General features: G+C 59.6%; 26 protein-coding genes. 9 read left to right on the top strand and 17 right to left on the bottom strand.

Going from position 1 to position 20,474, the window contains the following annotated elements:
* Nucleotides 1-18 precede the first annotated feature (18 nt).
* On the top strand, nucleotides 19-603 hold the full coding sequence (locus MCRY_RS03055) for a GcrA family cell cycle regulator (RefSeq protein ID WP_085628160.1): 585 nt from the start codon (nucleotides 19-21) through the stop codon (nucleotides 601-603).
* Between the two features lie 58 nt (nucleotides 604-661).
* Here MCRY_RS03055 and MCRY_RS03050 read toward each other — a convergent pair whose 3' ends face one another.
* On the bottom strand, nucleotides 662-1,201 hold the full coding sequence (locus MCRY_RS03050; RefSeq protein ID WP_085628002.1) for a GNAT family N-acetyltransferase: 540 nt from the start codon (nucleotides 1,199-1,201) through the stop codon (nucleotides 662-664).
* A 21-nt stretch (nucleotides 1,202-1,222) separates the two neighbouring features.
* The gene (locus MCRY_RS03045; protein WP_085628001.1) at nucleotides 1,223-1,537 is read right to left on the bottom strand and encodes a Dabb family protein; all 315 of its coding nucleotides are present in this window, start codon (nucleotides 1,535-1,537) and stop codon (nucleotides 1,223-1,225) included.
* Nucleotides 1,538-1,643: 106 nt separating this feature from the next.
* Here MCRY_RS03045 and rimO point away from each other — a divergent pair, with 106 nt between their 5' ends.
* The 4 genes from rimO (at nucleotide 1,644) to MCRY_RS03025 (ending at nucleotide 5,520) form a co-directional block, all read left to right on the top strand.
* Nucleotides 1,644-3,014: a 30S ribosomal protein S12 methylthiotransferase RimO gene (gene rimO / locus MCRY_RS03040; protein ID WP_085628000.1), complete on the top strand. Its 1,371-nt coding sequence runs from the start codon at nucleotides 1,644-1,646 to the stop codon at nucleotides 3,012-3,014.
* Between the two features lie 110 nt (nucleotides 3,015-3,124).
* Nucleotides 3,125-4,282, top strand: a complete 1,158-nt coding sequence (locus MCRY_RS03035) for a M24 family metallopeptidase (RefSeq protein ID WP_085627999.1) — start codon at nucleotides 3,125-3,127, stop codon at nucleotides 4,280-4,282.
* A gap of 1 nt (nucleotide 4,283) precedes the next feature.
* Nucleotides 4,284-5,063, top strand: a complete 780-nt coding sequence (locus tag MCRY_RS03030) for a carbon-nitrogen hydrolase family protein (protein ID WP_238939562.1) — start codon at nucleotides 4,284-4,286, stop codon at nucleotides 5,061-5,063.
* Between the two features lie 76 nt (nucleotides 5,064-5,139).
* Nucleotides 5,140-5,520 (top strand): thiol-disulfide oxidoreductase DCC family protein, encoded by a 381-nt coding sequence (locus MCRY_RS03025; protein ID WP_138487761.1) that lies wholly within the window; start codon nucleotides 5,140-5,142, stop codon nucleotides 5,518-5,520.
* Here the strand turns inward: MCRY_RS03025 and MCRY_RS03020 are convergent.
* From MCRY_RS03020 to MCRY_RS03010, 3 genes are read right to left on the bottom strand one after another with little or no spacing between them, the layout of a single operon-like run.
* The gene (locus MCRY_RS03020; protein WP_085627996.1) at nucleotides 5,504-5,851 is read right to left on the bottom strand and encodes a diacylglycerol kinase; all 348 of its coding nucleotides are present in this window, start codon (nucleotides 5,849-5,851) and stop codon (nucleotides 5,504-5,506) included. The genes MCRY_RS03025 and MCRY_RS03020 overlap by 17 nt on opposite strands.
* A gap of 8 nt (nucleotides 5,852-5,859) precedes the next feature.
* Nucleotides 5,860-6,210, bottom strand: coding sequence for a YigZ family protein (locus tag MCRY_RS03015; RefSeq protein WP_085627995.1), 351 nt, complete (start codon nucleotides 6,208-6,210; stop codon nucleotides 5,860-5,862).
* Nucleotides 6,197-6,655 carry a hypothetical protein gene (locus tag MCRY_RS03010; protein WP_085627994.1) on the bottom strand — a complete coding sequence of 153 codons (459 nt, stop codon included), beginning with the start codon at nucleotides 6,653-6,655 and terminating at the stop codon, nucleotides 6,197-6,199. Before MCRY_RS03010 ends, MCRY_RS03015 begins: the two co-directional genes overlap by 14 nt.
* A 288-nt stretch (nucleotides 6,656-6,943) precedes the next feature.
* Here MCRY_RS03010 and MCRY_RS03005 point away from each other — a divergent pair, with 288 nt between their 5' ends.
* Nucleotides 6,944-7,525, top strand: coding sequence for a thymidine kinase (locus tag MCRY_RS03005; protein ID WP_085627993.1), 582 nt, complete (start codon nucleotides 6,944-6,946; stop codon nucleotides 7,523-7,525).
* 97 nt (nucleotides 7,526-7,622) lie between these two features.
* A complete protein-coding gene (locus MCRY_RS03000) occupies nucleotides 7,623-8,120 on the top strand; it encodes a PRC-barrel domain-containing protein (RefSeq protein WP_085627992.1) in 498 nt (165 codons plus the stop codon).
* A 55-nt stretch (nucleotides 8,121-8,175) separates the two neighbouring features.
* Here the strand turns inward: MCRY_RS03000 and MCRY_RS02995 are convergent, their stop codons facing one another.
* Nucleotides 8,176-9,294, bottom strand: a complete 1,119-nt coding sequence (locus MCRY_RS02995) for a beta-ketoacyl-ACP synthase III (protein WP_085627991.1) — start codon at nucleotides 9,292-9,294, stop codon at nucleotides 8,176-8,178.
* Between the two features lie 123 nt (nucleotides 9,295-9,417).
* On the opposite strand from MCRY_RS02995, the gene MCRY_RS02990 reads away from it, so the two are divergent.
* The gene (locus MCRY_RS02990; RefSeq protein ID WP_176234487.1) at nucleotides 9,418-9,672 is read left to right on the top strand and encodes a hypothetical protein; all 255 of its coding nucleotides are present in this window, start codon (nucleotides 9,418-9,420) and stop codon (nucleotides 9,670-9,672) included.
* On the opposite strand, the gene MCRY_RS02985 is transcribed toward MCRY_RS02990, so the two are convergent.
* The 11 genes from MCRY_RS02985 to MCRY_RS02935 all read right to left on the bottom strand — a co-directional run bounded on the left by MCRY_RS02985 (nucleotide 9,669) and on the right by MCRY_RS02935 (nucleotide 18,888).
* Nucleotides 9,669-10,619 carry a 2-hydroxyacid dehydrogenase gene (locus MCRY_RS02985; protein ID WP_085628159.1) on the bottom strand — a complete coding sequence of 317 codons (951 nt, stop codon included), beginning with the start codon at nucleotides 10,617-10,619 and terminating at the stop codon, nucleotides 9,669-9,671. The genes MCRY_RS02990 and MCRY_RS02985 overlap by 4 nt on opposite strands.
* A complete protein-coding gene (locus MCRY_RS02980; RefSeq protein ID WP_085627990.1) occupies nucleotides 10,616-10,957 on the bottom strand; it encodes a tRNA-binding protein in 342 nt (113 codons plus the stop codon). Before MCRY_RS02980 ends, MCRY_RS02985 begins: the two co-directional genes overlap by 4 nt.
* A complete protein-coding gene (gene proC, locus MCRY_RS02975) occupies nucleotides 10,950-11,765 on the bottom strand; it encodes a pyrroline-5-carboxylate reductase (protein ID WP_085627989.1) in 816 nt (271 codons plus the stop codon). The genes MCRY_RS02980 and proC overlap by 8 nt, the downstream gene beginning before the upstream one ends.
* A 36-nt stretch (nucleotides 11,766-11,801) precedes the next feature.
* The gene (locus tag MCRY_RS02970; protein ID WP_085627988.1) at nucleotides 11,802-12,302 is read right to left on the bottom strand and encodes a type III secretion system chaperone family protein; all 501 of its coding nucleotides are present in this window, start codon (nucleotides 12,300-12,302) and stop codon (nucleotides 11,802-11,804) included.
* 496 nt (nucleotides 12,303-12,798) lie between these two features.
* On the bottom strand, nucleotides 12,799-14,061 hold the full coding sequence (locus MCRY_RS02965; RefSeq protein WP_085627987.1) for an ABC transporter substrate-binding protein: 1,263 nt from the start codon (nucleotides 14,059-14,061) through the stop codon (nucleotides 12,799-12,801).
* A gap of 36 nt (nucleotides 14,062-14,097) precedes the next feature.
* On the bottom strand, nucleotides 14,098-15,045 hold the full coding sequence (locus tag MCRY_RS02960) for a branched-chain amino acid ABC transporter permease (RefSeq protein ID WP_085627986.1): 948 nt from the start codon (nucleotides 15,043-15,045) through the stop codon (nucleotides 14,098-14,100).
* Nucleotides 15,042-15,956, bottom strand: a complete 915-nt coding sequence (locus tag MCRY_RS02955) for a branched-chain amino acid ABC transporter permease (protein WP_085627985.1) — start codon at nucleotides 15,954-15,956, stop codon at nucleotides 15,042-15,044. The genes MCRY_RS02960 and MCRY_RS02955 overlap by 4 nt, the downstream gene beginning before the upstream one ends.
* Nucleotides 15,953-16,678, bottom strand: a complete 726-nt coding sequence (locus MCRY_RS02950) for an ABC transporter ATP-binding protein (protein WP_085627984.1) — start codon at nucleotides 16,676-16,678, stop codon at nucleotides 15,953-15,955. Before MCRY_RS02950 ends, MCRY_RS02955 begins: the two co-directional genes overlap by 4 nt.
* Nucleotides 16,675-17,445, bottom strand: a complete 771-nt coding sequence (locus MCRY_RS02945) for an ABC transporter ATP-binding protein (protein WP_085627983.1) — start codon at nucleotides 17,443-17,445, stop codon at nucleotides 16,675-16,677. Before MCRY_RS02945 ends, MCRY_RS02950 begins: the two co-directional genes overlap by 4 nt.
* Entirely contained in the window at nucleotides 17,438-18,517 is a 1,080-nt protein-coding gene (locus MCRY_RS02940) for an aldo/keto reductase (RefSeq protein ID WP_085627982.1), read from the bottom strand. The genes MCRY_RS02945 and MCRY_RS02940 overlap by 8 nt, the downstream gene beginning before the upstream one ends.
* Nucleotides 18,514-18,888 carry a TIGR04076 family protein gene (locus MCRY_RS02935; RefSeq protein WP_085627981.1) on the bottom strand — a complete coding sequence of 125 codons (375 nt, stop codon included), beginning with the start codon at nucleotides 18,886-18,888 and terminating at the stop codon, nucleotides 18,514-18,516. The genes MCRY_RS02940 and MCRY_RS02935 overlap by 4 nt, the downstream gene beginning before the upstream one ends.
* A 128-nt stretch (nucleotides 18,889-19,016) precedes the next feature.
* Here MCRY_RS02935 and MCRY_RS02930 point away from each other — a divergent pair, with 128 nt between their 5' ends.
* Nucleotides 19,017-20,474: an aldo/keto reductase gene (locus MCRY_RS02930; protein WP_085627980.1), complete on the top strand. Its 1,458-nt coding sequence runs from the start codon at nucleotides 19,017-19,019 to the stop codon at nucleotides 20,472-20,474.

The raw sequence follows: 20,474 nt of genomic DNA, 5'->3' as shown, positions 1-20,474 counted from the left end.
TTTTTGATGGAGGGCACGATGTCCTGGACCGATGAACGCGTAGAGCTGTTGAAGAAAATGTGGGGCGAAGGCCAGTCGGCGAGCCAGATCGCCAAGGAGCTTGGCGGCGTGACCCGCAATGCCGTGATCGGGAAAGTGCATCGTCTGGGCCTGTCGAACCGCGCCGGGGCCGCTGGTCCTGCCAAAGCCGAAGCGAAACCGGCACCCAAGGCGGAGGCTCCAAAACCCAAGGCAGCAGCTCCCAAACCTGCGCCTGCCCCCAAGCCTGCTGAACCCGAAGTGGTGATGGAGACCAAGTCGGCCACGCCACCGGCCAGCCCGCGCCGCCAGATCATTCCTGCCGGTCAGCCCTTGCCGCCGCAGCCCTCGGCCAACGAGATCAGCCCCGAGGCTCTGGCCAAGGTGAACGCGATCGAGAAGAAGGCCAAGAAGCTGACGCTGATGGAGCTGACAGAGAAAACCTGCAAATGGCCCGTCGGTGATCCGGCGACGCCGAATTTCTGGTTCTGCGGACTGCCTGTGCAACAGGGCAAACCCTATTGCGAGGCGCATGTCGGGGTGGCGTTCCAGCCGATGAGCTCGCGCCGCGACCGCCGTCGCTGAGGCCCAAGGCTTTCTGACAGAAGGGGCGGCTTGACCGCCCCTTTTGCTTGTCGTGTGTTTACCAGATATCCGGACGGTTCAATCCCGGCACGCAGACCGACGGCCCGACCAATGGGGTCAGCGGTGCATCGGACAGGGATTGGGCGATCCAGCCTTCAGGCATATTCAAGGGCTGAGGTGACGGCACAGTGTCAGTGCTTACGGGTTCGAACCCAACGCGGCCGTAGAAATTCGGATCCCCATAGGTCACAGCGATATCGACACCTTCGGCTTTCAAGGCGTCCAGTGCATAAGTTAAAAGTTTTTGACCCACACCTTGGGATTGGCGCGAAGTGGCCACCGCCATTGGTGACAGTAGAAACGCGCTGCGCGCGTCACCAGCAAACCGCAGTCGCGTGAAGATCGCACAGCCGCAGAGCGTTCCACCGTCTTCGGACACAAAGACCCGGATATCCTCATCCTGTGTCGAGGTCAGCAGATCGCGCGCAAGATCGTGGATCAATGCCCCCTCTTCTACACCCTCGGACGCAGTGAAGGCGTCTTTGAACAATTGGGCAATCTGATCCGTCCGACCCATCTGATTGAGCTTAATTTGCATATTGCGATCCCTCCCCTGTCATCAATCGTTGGTGACCAGATCGACGACCATGATCCCATCTGCACCATCTTCGCACAGATCGCAGAGCCGTGCGCCCAGCGCCTTGTGTGTCGGATGATCGGCATAATGGGCCAGCGCCTCACGATCACTAAAGCGGATGACGAAGCCATCGGAGACTCGGGGCGACTTGCCCTCGTAATCGGCGTTGGGGCCGTGGTCAAAGCCCAGAACCCCATCCAGAGTATGGCTGAACTGGGCGAGCTCCGACAAAACGGCATGACATGCTGCCCGGTCGGCATCCGGTCGGAAATCACAAAAAACGCAATGCAGGATCATAGGGTTTTCTTACTCAGAGATGCTCGCTCAGCTTTACCCTGTCTGTGAACGAATGTCCCGCCACTGTCTGCAATCGGCCCTTCCCCAAGCACCCGCAAATCTCTATATGCCGCGCATGTCTCAGAACCCGCCCTCCCTTCGCCCCGACCTTGCGCCCACGGCGCGGTTTTCCGATGCGCCCCGTGCGGGCCAGCCGACCATCGGCATGGTCTCGCTGGGCTGCCCCAAGGCGCTTGTCGACAGCGAACGCATTTTGACGCGGCTGCGTGCCGAAGGCTACGGGATCAGCCCGGATTATTCCGGTGCCGATGCGGTGATCGTGAACACCTGCGGGTTTCTCGACAGCGCCAAGGCGGAAAGCCTTGAAGCCATTGGCGAGGCACTGGCCGAAAACGGACGAGTGATCGTGACGGGCTGTCTGGGCGCAGAGCCGGAGTATATCACCGGAGCGCACCCCAAGGTGCTGGCCGTCACTGGCCCACATCAATACGAACAGGTGCTGGACGCCGTGCACAAAGCGGTGCCGCCCGATCCCGATCCGTTCATCGACCTGCTACCCGCGACCGGAGTGAGCCTGACGCCGCGCCATTACAGCTATCTGAAGATTTCCGAGGGCTGCAATCACAAGTGCAAGTTCTGCATCATCCCGGACATGCGCGGACTTCTGACCTCGCGTCCGGCCAAGGCGGTGCTGCGCGAGGCGGAAAAGCTGGTTGAGTCCGGCGTGCGTGAACTGCTGGTGATTTCGCAGGACACATCCGCCTATGGCACCGACTGGAAGGACCGGGACGAGAAGTTCCCGATCCTGTCGTTGGCCCGCGATCTGGGATCACTGGGCGCTTGGGTGCGGATGCATTATGTCTATCCGTATCCGCATGTACGGGAACTGGTGCCGCTGATGGCTGATGGTCTCGTGCTGCCCTACCTCGACATCCCTTTCCAGCACGCCCACCCCGACACGCTGAAACGCATGGCCCGTCCCGCTGCAGCGGCACGGACGCTGGATGAAATCGCCGCATGGCGCGAGATTTGTCCCGACATCACCCTTCGGTCGACCTTCATCGTCGGCTATCCCGGTGAGACAGAGGACGAGTTCCAGACGCTGCTTGATTGGATGGACGAGGCGCAATTGGATCGCGTCGGGTGTTTTCAGTACGAGAACGTCGACGGCGCACGGTCAAACGCGCTGCCGGATCATGTTCCGGAGGAGGTCAAGCAAGACCGCTGGGATCGGTTCATGGAAAAAGCGCAGGCGATTTCCGAAGCGAAACTGGCGGCCAAGGTCGGTCAGCGGATGGATGTCATCATCGACGATATCGACGCCGATGGTATTGCCACCTGCCGCACCAAGTCGGACGCGCCCGAGATCGACGGGAACCTTTTTATCGACGAAGGCACCGAAGGGTTGAGCGTCGGTGAGATCGTGTCGGTCGAGGTGGACGAGGCCGGGGAATACGATCTGTGGGGACGGCTGTAACCTTGTGACGTCTGCCGACGCCGCATGTCGGAAACGCACCATCTGTATCATCATAAGCCCCCTAGTCTGCGGTCAAACATATCCGTTTTGACCGGACGAAAGGGCGCCTCATGTTGGACGAAGCGATCAAACGCACATCGGTTTTGCAATCCCGCCTGAAGGACGAAGGCATCAGCCATGCAGTCTTCACCTCGGAAAGCTCAATTGCCTATCTGGCCGGGTTCTGGGGCTATCTGGGCATTGAATTCGGTCGACCTACCATGCTGGTCGTTCCTGCCGAGGATGCGCCCATTGTCATCACCCCGCTAATGGAAAGCGAAATGGTCTCCGAGATGACCTGGGTCAAAGATGTCCGCACTTGGGAGGATATCGGCCAACGCAGCTGGGGGCGCGCGCTGGCCAGCGCCTTGCCCGATGCACCTTCGGAGATCTGGATCGAAAAAAACGATGTGCCCGCCATCGTACGCAACTTTCTGGACGAGCGTTACCCGGACGCGAAGATCAAGGATATCGGCCCGATCCTTGGTGCACAGCGGATGATCAAGTCACCGCTGGAAATCGAAGTGATGAAACAGGCGGGCGAAATCGCAGGCGCGATGATGGCTGCCGCACACGGATCTTTGCGGGCAGGTGCCCACGAATACGAAAGCGCCATCGCGGTGATCGAGGCCGGGACACGCAAAGCGGCTGGTTTTCTGACCGACAAGGGCTGGGAGCGGTTTGTGTCGCCGATGATCCACAATCTGCAAATCCTGCAAAGCGGCAAGGACGCGTCGATGGTCCACCGCCGGGCGTCCGTCAAAGCTTATGAGCCCTTGGACCCGGTCTATTTCTGTTTCTGCAACATGGCGCAGTTCAAACAGTACAAGCTGGGCTTTGACCGCATGTTCCACATCGGCGGCGTGACGGAGGACGGGGCACGCGTGCAGCAAGCAGCGATTGATGCGCAGCAGGCGGCCATCGCGGTTATCCGTCCCGGCATCACCGCCGAAGAGGTCGCGGCAGCGGCCAACGCGGTTTATGCCGAACGCGGATATCAGACCGGCTATCGCACCGGGCGGTCCATTGGCGTGGCCTATCTTGAAGCGCCAGAGCTGAAGGCCGGGGACACGACCGTTCTAAAGCCCGGAATGACCTTTGCGGTCGATGGCGGCATTTCGGTGGATGGCGTCACCGCAGGGCGGATCGGCGACAGCATTGTGGTGACAGAGACCGGGTCGGACTACCTGACGCAGTACCCGCGTGAACTCTTGGTTACGGACGCCTGATTTGGTTCGGCTGGCGGTGGCGCAATCCCCGGCGGGGCTGGATAAAACAGAAGACCGCATCGCGTGGCTGCGTGATGCTTTGCCGGATCTGACGGCCAAGAGCATCGATCTGGTGCTGCTGCCCGAGCTTTTCCTGTGCGGGTACAACATCGGTGACACGCTTGCCGACAGGGCCGAGCCTGCGGACGGGCCGGGGTTTGAAGCGATGCGCGATCTGGCGCAAACCAGCGGCATCGCCTTGCATTACGGATTTGCAGAGGCTGATGGCACGCACCTTTACAATTCCGCGCTTTGTATCAGCCCTGATGGAACAGTTCTGACGCATCAACGAAAGCTGGGTATCCCGCCAGGATTCGAGCAGACACATTTCACTCCGGGCGTGGGGTGCAGCCTGTTCTCCTATCGCGGGATGCGGTTCGCCACCCTGATCTGCTATGACGCCGAATTTCCCGAAACCGTGCGCCATGTCGCCAGCCTTGGGGCTGAGGTGGTGCTGGTGCCCACCGCGTTGGGCGCCCAATGGGGTTGGGTGGCACACACGATGATCCCGTGCCGTGCGTACGAGAATGGCGTGTACCTTGCCTATGCCAACAGTGCCGGTTCCCAAAACGGGATGGAGTTTCTAGGGGCCAGTGTGATCGCTGCACCCGGCGGAGCGGAAGCGGTTCGGGCCGGATCGGAACCGGAGGTGATCTTTGCCGATCTGGATCGGGCGAAAGTCCAAGCAGCACAAGCGCGGCTTCCTTACCTCAAGGATCGGCTGTCTTTGAAACTGACCTGATCCAAAGGACAGGTCAGGGTGTCGCGTTGCCTGAACGCGGATGCCCACTAGATGGCTATTCAAAGGAGACAGCCCGATGTCCGACACGCGCGTGCTTTATAACGACCAATGCCCGGTCTGTTCGTTTGAGATCAACCACTACGCCGCTTATGCCAAGCGCGAAGGGCTTGCGATCCAGTTCGATGATCTGAACGGCTCAGAACGTGCAGCTTGGGGCATTGACGAAGACACAGCGGCGCGGCGCCTCTACGTTCTACGTGACGGTGAATTGACCAGCGGCATACCGGCCTTCCTTGTTCTTTGGCGCGAGATGCCGCGCTATCGGTGGTTGGCAAAGGTCGTCGGATTGCCGGGGATCAAACAACTGGCCTCAGTTGTCTACGATCATGCCTTGGCTCCGCTCATCTATCGCTGGCATCTGCGCCGCAAGGCCCGCGCAGCTAGCCAATCAGGATAACCAACCACGCCACACCTGCGGCAATCGCCGATACGGCAACCCCGGCGCTGCCCGCGTCTTTGGCGCGTTTGGCCAGCGGATGATCTTCGGTTGAGATGTAGTCGACCGCATCTTCGATGGCTGTATTGAACAACTCGGCCGCCAGTACCAAAAGGCCGAGGGCAAGGATCAACGCCCGTTCAGCGGGGGTGAGTGGCAACGCGAAAGCCAACACAGCGGAAGCAAGATTTGCCCAGACCCAACTGCGAAAGCTGTGTTGAGTGCGCCATGTGGCCACGACCCCGGACCAGGACCAAATGCAACGCAGTTTGAGACGTCTGAAAAACTCCATCGCTGCGCCTAGGTGTTATCAAGATAATGCCGCACGCAATCCTGCACATGGCGAAACCGGTCGCCGCCCAGATGCTTGCCACCATACCAGCGAGTGACAACGATCACGTGATCTTTTAGCCCCTCGCGTTCGAGCATTTGCAAAATGATCTGACCGGCTCCGCCTTCACCATCATCGTTTTTGAGAGGCGTACCATCCGAGAACACAACGGCCCATGTGTTGTGCGTGGCCTTGGCGTATTTCTTGGCGCACTTCAAAGTCTTGAGAAAGCCATCCACATCTGCGCGGCTGGCCACTGGCCCTCCACTGACCGCGTATTTGGAGCCGCGATCCGAGATGACGCCTTCAAACTGTCTCATCTTCCAGATGCAGTTTCATGTCGACCAGCACCTGTTGCAGCGCAAGCGTTTCGCGCAGAAGACGCCGCGCTTCGTTCGCACTGATTACGCCATCCGCGATGGATTGGTGATATTCAGACATCAACATCGCAAAGCGCTGGCTCAGCGCCACGACATCCGAATTCACGCCGCCCTTGTTGCTTGAATTGTCGCGCCGCTGTTCGAAGGACAGCGTGATCCCGTTCAATTCAGCCAGTGCCGAGGTGACATGTGGATAGCTGGACACTTGCTCCAACGCCGCAACGGCATCCACGGGGATGAACCTGTCTGCGTGTTCATCATGGTCTGCGTAGTATCGGCCAAGCGTCGCTTTTGATTTTCCGGTGAGTTCACACGCCTTTTCGATGCCGACATCTTTGACCAGCAATTCGGTGTGCTTTTTCAGGTACGGACCGAATGACTGCATGGCAAACCCCTTAAAGTGACCCTTCGCGATGGGAACATAAACGCCTCTTTCCCCTGACTTTCATCGTAATGCAATGCCACAGCTGGTCCAGACCCGAATTAATCGGGCGTCAAGGCACACCGGGTGCAGTCCGTTCCCTATCACTGTCCCGGAGTCAGGATGCGCTGGCAGAGCAACGCTACAGGCACCTGCTTGCTCTGCAGGGGGCACCACTTGCACCCCATACAGAGGCGCATCCTGAACTTGGCTCTCTTGCGCGACCGTGCAGGTTGGGGCATGTGGCAGGATATGGCGAAGCTCTATTTCAACTATTCCACCATGAACGCAGGCAAATCGACCCTGCTGCTTCAGGCTGCGCACAATTATGAAGAGCGCGGTATGTCCGTCTACCGGATGACCGCGGCCTTCGACGATCGGGCCGGGATGGGCAAGATTGGATCCCGCATCGGCTTCGCACGTGAGGCGGAAACGTTTTCACCAACTGACGATCTATTCGCACGGGTCGCGCACATCTTGTCCGAAACCGAACTGGCCTGCATTTTTATCGATGAGGCACAATTCCTGACGCCGGATCAGGTCTGGCAACTGGCGCGCGTGGCCGATGATCTGGGGGTCCCAGTGATGGCCTACGGGTTGCGCGTCGATTTTCAGGGGCAGCTTTTCCCAGGCTCGGCCACGCTGTTGGCGCTGGCGGATTCGCTGCGCGAGGTGCGCACGATCTGCCATTGCGGGCGCAAGGCAACGATGGTGGTGCGCAAAGACGATCAGGGCAGTGTTCTGACCGAGGGCGCGCAGGTACAGATCGGTGGAAACGAGACCTATGTCAGCCTCTGTCGCAAGCATTGGCGGCAGGAAACCGGTTCGCTCTGAGCCCGAAAAGTTCCATCACATCGCAAAAATATTCCGTGGAACGCCGTGTGGCGGCGTTGGTTGTGTCCTCAGAAGCAACACAATCCAGGAGGATTACATGACCAAGCTTTTTGCAAGCGCACTCGCCCTCACCGTCGCAACCACCGGCGCATGGGCCGAAAACCATTCGTCCGGCGAAATGGCGACCGAGAACACCAACTCCGAGATGATGGACAGCACCAACATGGCGGACAACACGTCGTTGGATGACGCGACCAACCTGATCCGCACACGCGACATCACCGGTGGCAATGTCTACACAACGAACGCCGCCAATGATGAAGGTTGGTCGATGGACACGGTCTACACCGAAGTCAGCGCCGACTGGAACGACATCGGCGAAATCGAGGACATCATTCTGAACAAGAGTGGCCAGATGATCGGCATCGTTGCCGAAGTTGGTGGGTTCCTTGATATCGCGGACAAGCACGTGATGATCCCGGTGTCCGACGTGAACCTCGTGGCCGTAGATGATCGCAGCTATGCCTTCGTGACCAAGTTCAACGAAGAAGAGCTTGAGCAGATGAAATCGGTCGACGAAGGTTTCTGGAACTGAAGCGGTCGGCTTTGACCAAAAAGAGAGAGGGCCCATTGGCCCTCTTTTTTTGTGCTCAGGCGCGTTCGATCAGGACCGACCCCACGGAATAGCCCGCGCCGAAAGAACAGATCACACCCCGATCCCCGGGCTGCATGTCGTCGGAGTATTTCGAGAACGCGATAATCGACCCGGCAGAGGAGGTGTTGGCATAATCCTGAAGGATGTTCGGCTGTTCACCCTCTTCCGGTGTACGGCCCAAGACTTTCTTGCCAATGAAATCGTTCATCGTTTTGTTCGCCTGATGCAGCCAAAGCCGTTTCAGGCTGTCAGCGCCCCAGCCTTCGTCCTTTAGATGACCAAGGATATGCGCCGACACCATCGGCAGCACTTCCTTGAATACCTTGCGCCCGTTTTGCATGAACTGCATGTCGCGCCGGTCTTCCATCTGGTTACGCGTGCGGCGCAAAAAGCCGTTGTTGTTGCGGATGTTGTTCGAGAACTCGGTCGCGCAACGTGTGCCATGAATGGTGAAATGCGCGCCCTTGGCGTTGGCGTCAGGTTCGATCACCACTGCCGTGGCCACATCCCCAAAGATGAAGTGACAATCCCGATCCCGCCATTCCAGATGCGCCGAACAGATCTCGGGGTTTACGACGATGGCGCATTTGACCGACCCCGACCGCACCATGTCAGCCGCCGCCTGAATGCCGAACGTGGCCGATGAACAGGCAACGTTCATATCAAACGCAAATCCACCCGCGCCAATCAGGCTCTGAATCTCGACCGCCACCGCCGGATAGGCGCGTTCGTGGTTCGACGCCGCACAGATCACCAAATCGACCTCAGACGCATCGCGCCCGGCTTTCGCCAGTGCCTTGTTGATGGCATCGACCGCCATTTCGGCCATGATCGACGGCTCTTCATCCGAGCGCGCCTTCAAATTTGGGAACATGCGATTGGGGTCGAGAACACCAGTTTTGTCCATCACGTAGCGCTGTTCGATACCCGATGCCGAGACGATGAACTCCGCACTGGACTGCGGCACCGGTTCCACGTCGCCGGAGGCAATCGCATCAGCGTTTTCGGAATTGATCCGGTCGGCATAGGCGTTGAACGCCACCACGAGTTCATCATTGGTGATGATGTTCTCTGGGGTAAACAAACCGCTTCCGGTGATGGCGGGCTGGATCATGGCTCGGGTCCTTTTTGCGTGCAGGGACCAGACTGCACACACACGCCGGGGTCAAGTGCGACGCTGCGCGACTTCGGAACTTGCGCCGCGGGGCACGCGTTGATCTATCAAAGGAGACATACAATGGACCGACTATCCATCATACTTTCGCTTCTAAGCGGTGCCTTGATCACCGGCACTCTTGTAACAACCGCGTTCACCATGGGCTATTATTCATGGTGGGTGATCGGTGCGGCTGCCATCATTGGTTTCGTGATGGCGTGGCCCAGCGCGTACTACGTATCGCGCCTGATCAAGAACAATGACAATCAATGGTCGCCACACCGCGATCCGTTTGAACACGGACCAATCCCGCGCCCGGGTGAGCGCGAAGTTTAAACTGCGTTGGGCAACGGCTTACCTTTGGCAAAGGCGATCGCATTGTCGACCGCCATCAGCCCCATCGCAGTACGCACTTCGAGTGCGGCCGTTCCCAGATGCGGCAGAAGCGTGACGTTCTCCATGTCCATCAATGCTTGCGGCACCTTGGGTTCAAACTCGTAAACATCAAGCCCAGCACCTGCGATCCGACCAGTCGACAAGGCGTCGATCAGATCAGTCTCGTTCACCACATCTCCGCGCGCAATGTTCACCACATGCGCGTGGGGTTGCATTGCGTTCAGCACAGCTGCGTCGATCAGGTGGTGGGTTTCGCCACCGCCAGGTACGGCGACGACAAGGACATCCACTTGGGCGGCAAGGTCCATCAATTGGGCGACCTGTTCCGCCGGGAATGGCATCTCTTTCGGGGACCGGTTGTAAAACTTGACCGCCATGCCGAAGCCGAAATGTGCGCGCTGTGCGATGGCCTGACCGATGCGGCCCATACCGACCACACCAAGCGTCTTGCCAGACATGTGCAGCCCCAAAAGCTGCGTTGGGTGCCAACCCTCCCACTGCCCTGAACGCAGCATACGTTCGCCCTCACCCGCGCGACGACAGGTCATAAGCATCAGGGTCAGGGCGATATCGGCAGTGGCATCGGTTACCGCACCCGGGGTGTTGGTAACTTCGATCCCGGCAGCCCGCGCCGCGGTCGCGTCGATGTGATTATAACCAACACCGAAATTCGCCAGCAACTTGGTCCTTTTTTCAGGCACCGCAGCAAAGATGTCGGCGCTATAGGCATCCCCCAATGTAGGCAGCACAACGTCATGGTCGATCAGGCTTTGAGTGAGTTCATCGCGGTTCAGCGGCGCAGTGTTGTCGCGCACGCTCACGTCAAACACCTCCCGCGCGCGGGTCAACACCGGGTCGGGGAGTTTGCGGGTGATCAGAAGTTTCAGCACAGGCGCGCTCCGTTTGGGGTGTCTTTGTCCGGCACGGCGAGGACGATGGCGTCACCGGCGTCGTAAAAGCCAAGCACCAGCGCCTCGGACATGAACGGTCCGATCTGGCGCGGCGGGAAATTGACGACGCCCATGACTTTTTTGCCGACAAGGGTGTCAGGGTCGTAATGGACGGTGATCTGGGCCGAGGATTTCTTGACGCCGATCTCGTCTCCGTAATCGACCCACAGCTTGATCGCAGGCTTGCGCGCTTCGGGAAAGGGTTCTGCCTGAATGACGGTGCCGACGCGAATATCCACCTTCATGAAATCATCAAACGTGATTTGGTCAGCCATTGGCCAATTCCTTGGACCGCTTCGTCGCCGCGTCGATGGTCTGGGCGATGAGCGGCGGCAAGCCGGTTTCTTCGTCCATCAGCACGTTCAGTCCCGCCTGCGTGGTGCCGTTGGGGCTGGTCACGTTGACACGCAACTGGCTCGGCGTTTCATCGGCCTGCATGGCCAGCGCACCCGATCCTGCAACCGTCGCCTTGGCCAGCGTCATGGCGAGTTCGGGATCAAGCCCCTGTGCTTCGCCCGCGCGGGCAAGACATTCGATCATGTGAAACACGTAGGCCGGGCCAGACCCGCTAAGCCCTGTGACCGCATCCATCTGATCTTCGGTTTCAAGCCGCACGGTCTGACCAATGGCAGACAGCAGCGTTTCCGCCATCTGCAATTGCGCTTCGGTCACATGGGCATTGCCGATGATCGCCGTAATGCCCTGCTTCACAGCGGCGGGCGTGTTTGGGATCGACCGGATCACCGGCGTCTTGTCGCCCAGCATGTCTTCGAAAGTGGCGATGGTGATACCCGCCGCGACCGACAGGAAGGTCGTGTCGCCATTTCCCAGCGGCGCCAGCGTTGGCAATGCATCGCGCATGATCTGAGGTTTGACGGCGACCAGCACAATGGCTGGGTTTTCTGGTAAATCCGTATTCAGGTATACGCCTTGTGCCTGCACCCAATCTGACGGGTTCGGATCGGTCACCCAGACCGAACTTGCAGGCAATCCCCCGGCAAGCCAGCCTTCGAGCATGGCTGATCCCATCTTGCCACAGCCCAACAGAACAAGCCCACGCTTGGCGATATCGGAATTTTGCATGAAGCCCCCCACGTTTCTTTGCGTCGGGGGCCAGTGTTACGCGCGGCCGTAGGCCTCTGCAATGGCGACCTGAAGCGCATCTTTCGGTGTGCGGTTGCCCCAGACGACCAGTTGGAATGCCGGATAATAGCGCTCTGCGCTCATGACAGCGCAATTGATCATCGTGTCGATCTGTTCGGCGCTGGCAACGTTGCCACCCGCAAGTACCAGACCGTAGCGATAGACCATCAGCTTGGCATCCGCCCAATAGGTAAAGGCGCCTGCCCAGCACTGGTCATTGACCGAGTTCAGACTTTCGAACAACGCCGGCATCCGATCTGCGGGCGGGTCCATGTCGAAGGTGCAGATCAGGCGCAACGTTTCGTCATAGGGGGACCATGCCAAGGTGATCGAATAAGTCCGCCATTGCCCTTCGACAGCCATCGCTATCTGGTCTTCCGCAATGCGGTCGAAATCCCAGTCATGATGCTCGGCGATGTGCTCAACGATATCGATCGGGTGGATGTCGTCTTCAAGATACTGCTCGGACAGGGCCATGATGCCGCCTCCTGTTACCTGTGCGGAAAGGCGGGCTTTGCCCTACCCTTCGGTGCCTGCTCTAGGGGCTGCGGTGAAATGCCATCCCCCTACTACATATGCTGCATGGCCAGAGCGGTCGCGTAAAGCGATATTTCCATGACAAACGCAATAAGTTGTGGAGAAGTCTACCCGATGTGGTGAGTGCGAATAGTGCCACAATCTGTGGATAAAATCACATGAAAAATGGCCCGCCGTGCTGTTGGATGCACAACTGCGCTGAGCCTGCATCATCCGGGGCCCTAACCGGCCTTTCCAGCCGGACATCAACTCTGTTCAAAAATTAAGCAGGGTCGCACGGAGAACGTGCCCGGTCCTGCTTCTTTGTTTTCCCAATACCTCGGGGGAGTGGCCCATCCGGCGACTGGGGCAGTGCCCCCGCTTTTTCGCTACGAAAAGGACGATGCGTGATCGCATCGTCCTCCGTCGGATTGGCACAGCCAATACGATACTGATGTCAGTTCAGCGACGCCATGAAGTCGTTCACCTCGGTAAGCGAGATGTACTTCTGCTCTTCGATCCCGCTTTCCGAGAAGGTCCATGTCACGGCAGGCGCGGACACGTCACCGTTCTTGTCGAACTGCACATTGCCCGTGGCACCCTGATAAGACACGGTTCCACCACCATCGAGCACCTCTTTCGCCATGGTGAACCCAGCTGCGTCGGCGGTGACGGGGGTGCCATTGGGGTCAGTGATGGATGCGACCTTGGCGGCGATATCGGCACCGGTGGCGTCTTTGCCCGCCGCATGCATCGCCATCAGGGCAATCATGGTCGCGTCATAGCTGTTGGCCAGTCCCGGACCGTTGGGCGGGCCATCGAACTTCGCCGTGTAGGCGTCGACAAAGGCCGAGGCCGAGTCAGTGCGCGGTGACGCGGTGTCTGTTCCGGTGAAATTCGCAAGGTATTGCATGCCGACATTGTCGCGGAATTCATCGGATTTCAGCGCGTTCGCCGCGATCATGTTCTGCGATCCACCCAGCGAGATCCATTCGCGCACGACCTGTGTGCCTTCCTTGGGATAAAGCGCCATATAGATCGCCTCGGGATTGCCCTTGAGCGCCTCGGTCACTTCGGCCCTGAACGATGCCTGTCCGTCATTGATGGCGATGGACGCGGTTACGTCGATGCCCAGCGCCTTAAGATCGTCCGCGACCAAGCCGCCAATGTCCTGGCCCCAATCGTCGTTCTTGTAGAAGACGGCCACGGATTTGTAGCCTGCGTCTTGCGCCACCATGGCACCGACTGCGGCCTGCACACCGGATGTGGCGAAGGTGCGGTAGAAAAGACCGTTGGTCTTGCCCTCTTCAGCCAGACGGGTGAACGCGGTGGAAGACGAACAGCACGACATTTGCATCACGCCAGCAGGCACCGTAACCGATGTCAGGATCGGCATGGACACACCCGAGGACACGGCACCCAGCAAGAGCTGCACGCCATCGAGATCGACCAGCGCCTTGGCCGCGTCCACACCCACTTTCGGGTCAACCTGCGTATCCCGCAGGACCATTTCGATCTGGCAGCCCGCAACGCCGCCCGCTTCGTTGGCGATGTCCACGGCGTATTGCGCGGTGGCGGCGATGGGCTTGCCCCAATCGACAGACGTGGGCAGCACAGCGCCGATCTTGGTTGTGCAGTCTTGTGCCGCGGCATCGGTGCCAAAGCTGGCAAAGCCCGCAGCAAGGCCCAGTGCAAGGGCCGAAGTCTTAAGTCCGTTCATTCCGTAACTCCCTATTGTTCATTTTTTGGACAGTTTTCATTTATTCTTGGCCGATTGTGACACGACCAGTTTTTCTGGGAAGAGCCCCTGTGGTCGCCACAGCAGCATCCCCACGATGACAAAGCCGATCAGCACGAACTGGATCGACCCGGTATACAGTTGCACCTCCAAAGGTGCGAACCGCGACAGCGCCCAGCCGCTGGCGGTCCAAGCGGCCCAGATCAGGAACGTCCCCATCACCGCGCCCTTGTTGTTGCCCGCGCCCCCGACGATCAGCATCGCCCAGATCTGGAAGGTGAGGATCGGAAGCACGTCTTGTGGGCTGATGAAGGCATAAAACGTGGCGTAGAGTCCACCGGCAAGGCCCATGATCACCGAACCGGCCACAAAAGACGTAAGGCGTACGCGCGACGGTGATTTGCCCAGCGACTGCGCGGCGGTCTCGTCCTCTCGGATCGCACGAAGGAGGCGCCCGAATGGGGACTGGATCAGCCGTTCGAGAAACAGGTATGTGGCGATCAGCAGGATCAAGACAAAGGCAAAGAACGCGAGGTTGTAGGTGAACCCATTGCCAAGAGTTTCGCGCAAGGGCCGTTCAAACCCGCGAATGCCCTGCGCCCCGCCCAAAGCGTCGGTGTTGCGCATCACGGTTTCGAAGGCGACGGCGACACCGAAGGTCGCGATGGCAAGGTAGTCATGCCTGAGGCGGATGGTCAGCAGCCCGACGATCCATGCGACGATCCCTGCGCAGACCATACCCCCCAAAAGTGCCAGCAGGTACGGCAGGCCGAACCCGCCCAACTGCCCGGCTTGGGGCGTACCGCCAAGGATCAGCGTGCCATAGGCCCCTGCCCCGAAGAACGCCACAACACCGCCGTTGAAAAGGCCCGTGTTGCCCCATTGCAGGTTAAGCCCCAGCACTGCAATCGACAGGATCGACGCGACGGTAGCGAAAAAGACGAGGTAGGAGATGACACCGATCATGTGCGCTCTTCCCCGAACAGCCCATGCGGGCGCAGGATCAACACCGCTAGAATGATCAGGAAGGGCACCGCAGGGCTGTAGCCCGAGGGCAAGATCACCAGCGCAAGGTTGGACGCGAGACCAACGAGGAAGCCCCCCAGCACCGCTCCATAGATGCTGCCGATGCCTCCGACGATGGTTGCGGCAAAGATCGGCAACACCAGATCGCGGCCCAGCACAGGGCTGATCTGGTTGGTCAGGCCGTAGAACACGCCCGCCGCTGCCGCCAACCCACCACCGATCAGCCAGATCAGCACGACCATGCGGCTGAGGTTGATCCCCGACACCTGCGCCAGGGTCGGGTTTTCGGCCACGGCGCGCAAGGAATAGCCGAAGGTCGTGCGCGACAGGACGAGATGCAGGATGAACATGATCAGCAGCGCCGCCACCAGCGTGAACACCTGATCCGGCTTGATCAGCAGGAACGGATCACGGCTGACCACGATGGCAAAGACGATATCCTGTGAATACAGCTTGGGGTTCAGACCGAAGATCAGGCCAAGGATGTTGCGGATGATCATTGCAACGCCGAAGGACGCAAAGACCATCGAGAGCTCGCCCCCCTTGGCGCGGACCCGTTTGAACACCAGCTTGTCGACCGCCACCGCAGAAAGGCCCGTCAGCGCCATTGAAAGCAGCAGCGCCAAGGTCAAAGACCATGTGAGACTAAGCGGCGGGATCGCCTCGGCCAGTGCAGGGTGGATCGCACCGAAGAGGCCATCAAAGACCAAGGCGGCATACGCACCAATGGACAGAAGTTCAGCATGCGAGAAATTGGCAAAGCGCAGCATGTGCATCGCCATCGTCAACCCAATCGCCCCCAGCGACAGGATCGAACCGACCAGCACTCCGTCCACAAGGTTCTGGATCATGCCGGTGTCACCCGTTTGCCGCCAAGGTAGATTTGCCCAACCACCGGATCGTTCAGCAGATCATCTGCCGCGCCATCGACCTGATTGCGGCCATCCGCAAGGATGTAACAGTGATCCGCCATCCGAAGCGCCTGTTTGACGTTCTGTTCGACGAGCAGGATCGTCACGCCTTGTTCGGTCAGGGACTTGGCGTATTCTAAGACTTCCTGCGCCGCCTTGGGGGACAGCCCGGCAGAGGGTTCGTCCATCAGGATCACAGACGGGTTGATGGCCAGTGCCATGGCAACGGCAAGAAACTGGCGTTGCCCACCAGACAGCGCGCCCGCTTTTTCGGTCTGCTTGTCGGCCAAGGCCGGAAACTGCGTGAACAACGCGTCGCGCCGTGAAGCGGCCTCTTTGCCTGCGTTTCGCAAGACAAGGTCAAGGTTCTGCCGGATCGTCAAAGACCGGAAGATGTTGTCCGATTGGGGGACATAGGCCACGCCCAAGCCGCCCATCTGATCCGGGCGCGGGTTTGTGATAGTCGCGCCATTGAGCAGTACCGAACCACTGGACACCGGCACCAGCCCGGCAATCGCCTTGATCAGGGTTGATTTGCCTGCCCCATTGGGACCGATGATGACCGTCACCTTGGCGGTCTCTGCGGTCAGTGACACGCCCTTGAGGATGGGAAGGTCGGGGACGTATCCGGCGACGATATCCTGTGCCACCAGCGCCGTCATTCGACCTGCGCCCCAAGATAGGCGTCCAGCAGAACGGGGTTGCTTTGCGCCTCATCCGCCGTTCCTTCGAACACCTTGCGGCCCTCGGCCAGCGCAATCACCGGGTCGCAGTGCTGCATGACGAAATCCATGTCATGTTCGATAATGACAAAGGTTTTACCGTCCCGGTTCAGTTCTTCGATCTTTTCGATCAGCGTTTTGGTCAGGGTTGGGTTCACCCCTGCCGCGGGTTCATCCAGCAGGATCAGCTTTGGATCGCCCATCAGGATGCGGGCCAGTTCCAGCAGTTTCATCTGCCCGCCAGAGATTTGCCCTGCCGCCTGATCAGCCAGCGGCGCGAGAGTGACGAAATCCAGAACCTCCATCGCGCGTTTGCGGATGGTCGCTTCCTGATCGCGCATCTTTGCTGCGCCAAGGAACGGCCCCCAAACGCGTTCACCCACCTGTGCCATGGGTGACAGCATGACGTTTTCCAGAACGCTCATCTTGGCGAAGGGGCGGGGGATCTGGAACGTGCGGCCAAGGCCAAGGCTGAACAGCGCGTCAGGGGAAAACCCGGTCACATTTTGTCCATCCAGATGCACCGTGCCGCCCGTGGGTTTCAGCATCCCGGTCAGCACGTTGAAGAGCGTCGTCTTGCCCGCGCCATTCGGTCCGATCAGCCCGGTGATTGTGCCCGCATGGATATCGAGCGACACATCGTTCACCGCGCGGAATTCGCCGAAGGTCTTGCTGACGTTCCGGATGCTGAGGATAGGGTCAGCCATGCGACCCATGCACCGCGTCGTTCGGATTGGTATTCAGGTTGTACTTCATGATCCGGCCATGGCGGCTGCTTCTGTCCCCTTCGAGCAAATAGACGTCACCCTTGGGACCATCGGCCTGATTCAGCACCGCGTTCAGCGTCACATGATCCTCTTCATCCAGCGCAAAGGCGAAGGTCTGGAGCGTCTGCGGCAGATGCCGGGCATAGCGTGCGCCAACAATACCCGCCGCGACTTGTGGCTGATCCAGCACCCAGCGCGTGGCGACGGCCGAGAGTGAGACGCCGTGTTTGTCGCCCACCGTTTTCAGGGCGGTCAACAGCGCCTGAAACCGATCCCACGGGCCAAATTCGTCGATGATCAGGCGGTACTTGATCAGACTGCGGTTCTCAAACTGGAACCCGGGGTCTGGCTCGCCCAGCCATTTTTCGGTGATGAAGCCACCCGCGAGCGTGCCGTAGCAAATCAATTGCAGATCGTTTTGCGCCGCCCAATCGGTGAGCCCGTTTTGCGGGCGGCGGTCCAGCACGGAAAACTGCACTTGGGCAGAGGCGATGTCGAATCCGGCATCGACAAACCGTTGCATCGCTTGCCTGTCCCAATTGGTGGTGCCGAGGTTCTTGATCTTGCCCTCTTTGCGCAGGTCTTTCAGCACATCGAGCGAGTCAACGGCATTTCCCTGTGACAGGTCCCACCAGAAAAACTGAACGAGATCCAGTTGGTCGATCTTGAGCCTTTGCAACGACCGATCAATGATGGCGGTCACTTCATCTGGCCGGAGGTCGGCCAGCCTCGTCAGGTCAGGCACAAGTTTGGTGTGAACGCAGACACGATCTGCAACCGATGCGCCGCGCCGCGCGCGTAAGTCTGCGATGAAATCGCCGATCATCTCTTCGACGCCGGTGTAAATGTCGGCGCAATCGAAGGTGAACAGCCCGGCGTCGACAAAGGCTTCCATATCGCGGATCGCCTGTGCGCGGTCCACAGGGCCGTGATCGCCCGCCAGTTGCCAGCCACCGCGAATGACGCGGCTGATGGTGTGGCCGGGGCGCAGTTGGGTGGTCTCGACGCTCATGTTTCGTCTTTCCAATAGGGTGTGCTGCGCTGGTCCGGCAGGCCGGTGGTTTCGGAATGGCGGAAGGTGCGCTTGGCCGTCCGTGTCACCCGGAACCGACCGCCGCAATTGGGGTCTGGGCAGGCGATCTCTGCATCGGTGGACATCCAGTCGTTGGGCGAGGTCGGGCGTTGCTTGGCGGGAAGCAGAGGCAACAGAGCGGCCAGCGCGTACATCGACACTTTCTGCTGGTCGTCGAAGATCAGCAATTCGCCTTCAACACGGAAGCTTTCGCCCTCGACATGGCGGCACACGGACGTGCGGTCGCCGACCACGGTTTCGACGCGCAGATCGTACAGCCAGAATTCGTCCGCGTCCTGCGCCGCGCTCATCGTTCCCCTGACACGCGGTTCCGCGCGGTTGTTCCCTGTTGTTAAGCATATGGTTGCTGGGATCTTTCGGGCTTGTCAAACGGGTTCAGGGCGGCAACTCATGGGGCGACAGCCGAAAGGACCGCTCTATGACCCACCCCGACACCATCGCCCTGAGTGACCGCCTGACGATCCGCCGTGCGCTGGTGGGCCTCTGGCAGGTGGCCGATATCGAGAAAGACGGCGACCTCATTGATCCGGAGGTCGGCGCGGATCATCTGGCCGCTTATGCGGATGCCGGGTTCGACAGTTTCGATATGGCGGACCACTATGGCACGGCGGAGGTGATCACCGGAGCGTTGCTGAAGCGCGGGGTCAAGGCCACCGTCGGCACCAAATGGTGTCCGGTGCCCGGCCCGATGACGCCCGATGTCGTACGCGCCGGAGTGCAGGAGCGGCTTGACCGGCTGGGTGTGGACCGCGTTGACCTGTTGCAATTCCACTGGTGGAGTTTCGAGCACCCAGCTTGGCTCGACGCGCTGCACGAGATGGCGAAACTGCGCGAGGAAGGGTTAATCGGAGAAATCGGCCTGACCAATTTCGACGCGGCGCACCTGCATCTTGCTTTGGCCGATGGCATCCAGATTGTCAGCAATCAGGTGCCCTGTTCGCTTTTGGACCGTCGCGCGACCGGACCCTTGTCTGAGGTTTGTGCCGCGTGGGGCGTCAAGCTTGTATGCTACGGGACATTGCAGGGCGGGTTTCTATCGGAGAAATGGCTGGGTCAGCCAGAGCCGATCGAGATCACCGACTGGAGCAAGATGAAGTACAAGCGCTTCATCGACACCGCCGGGGGATGGGACGCCTATCAGACGGTGTTGCAGGCGGCTGCAGATGTGGCAGCCAAGCATGGCGTGTCGATTGCCAATGTCGCGACCCGCTGGGTGCTGGAGAATGAAGCCGTTGCCGGGGTCATCATTGGCGCGAGGCTGGGCGAGGCGCGGCATACGGAGGATAACCTCAAGCTATTCCAATTCACGCTGGACGAAGAGGATCAGGCCCGCTTGAACGCGGCGTTTGCAGTGACAACACCCCTGCCCGGCGATTGCGGCGACGAATACCGTAAGCCACCGTTCCTGACGGCCAGTGGCGATCTGAGCCATCACCTTGACGCGATGCCCAGCGCCATGACGGTCGAGGACGTGCCGAACCGGCCCGGTGAAAAACGGGTTCTGTCGGGAAGCGAGTGGGAAGACATCGCAGGATATTGCCGCGCACATCGGATCGGGGATCGCATCTTTGTGTCAGGCACGACGGCGACTGCGGGTGTTGATCGGGCGGTGGCCCCAAAGGATGCAGGCGCGCAGACGACCTATGTCTTGGACAAGATCAGCGCAGCTCTCACCGCGCTTGGATCAAGCATGGAGGACGTTGTCCGCACGCGTGTCTTCATGAGTAATGCCGACGATGTGGTGGCCGTGTCCAAGGCGCATGGGCGCATCTTTGGCGATATCAAACCGGCCAATACGCTGTTCCAGATCGGTCAGTTGATCGGCGACTACAAAGTCGAGATCGAGGCCGAAGCGATCGTCCGGCCCCGAAGCTAG

The organism is Marivita cryptomonadis (assembly GCF_002115725.1).
Classification (GTDB): Bacteria; Pseudomonadota; Alphaproteobacteria; order Rhodobacterales; family Rhodobacteraceae; genus Marivita; species Marivita cryptomonadis.
Note: the sequence above shows the minus strand (reverse complement) of the source record. Positions and strands in the feature narration are given on the sequence as shown.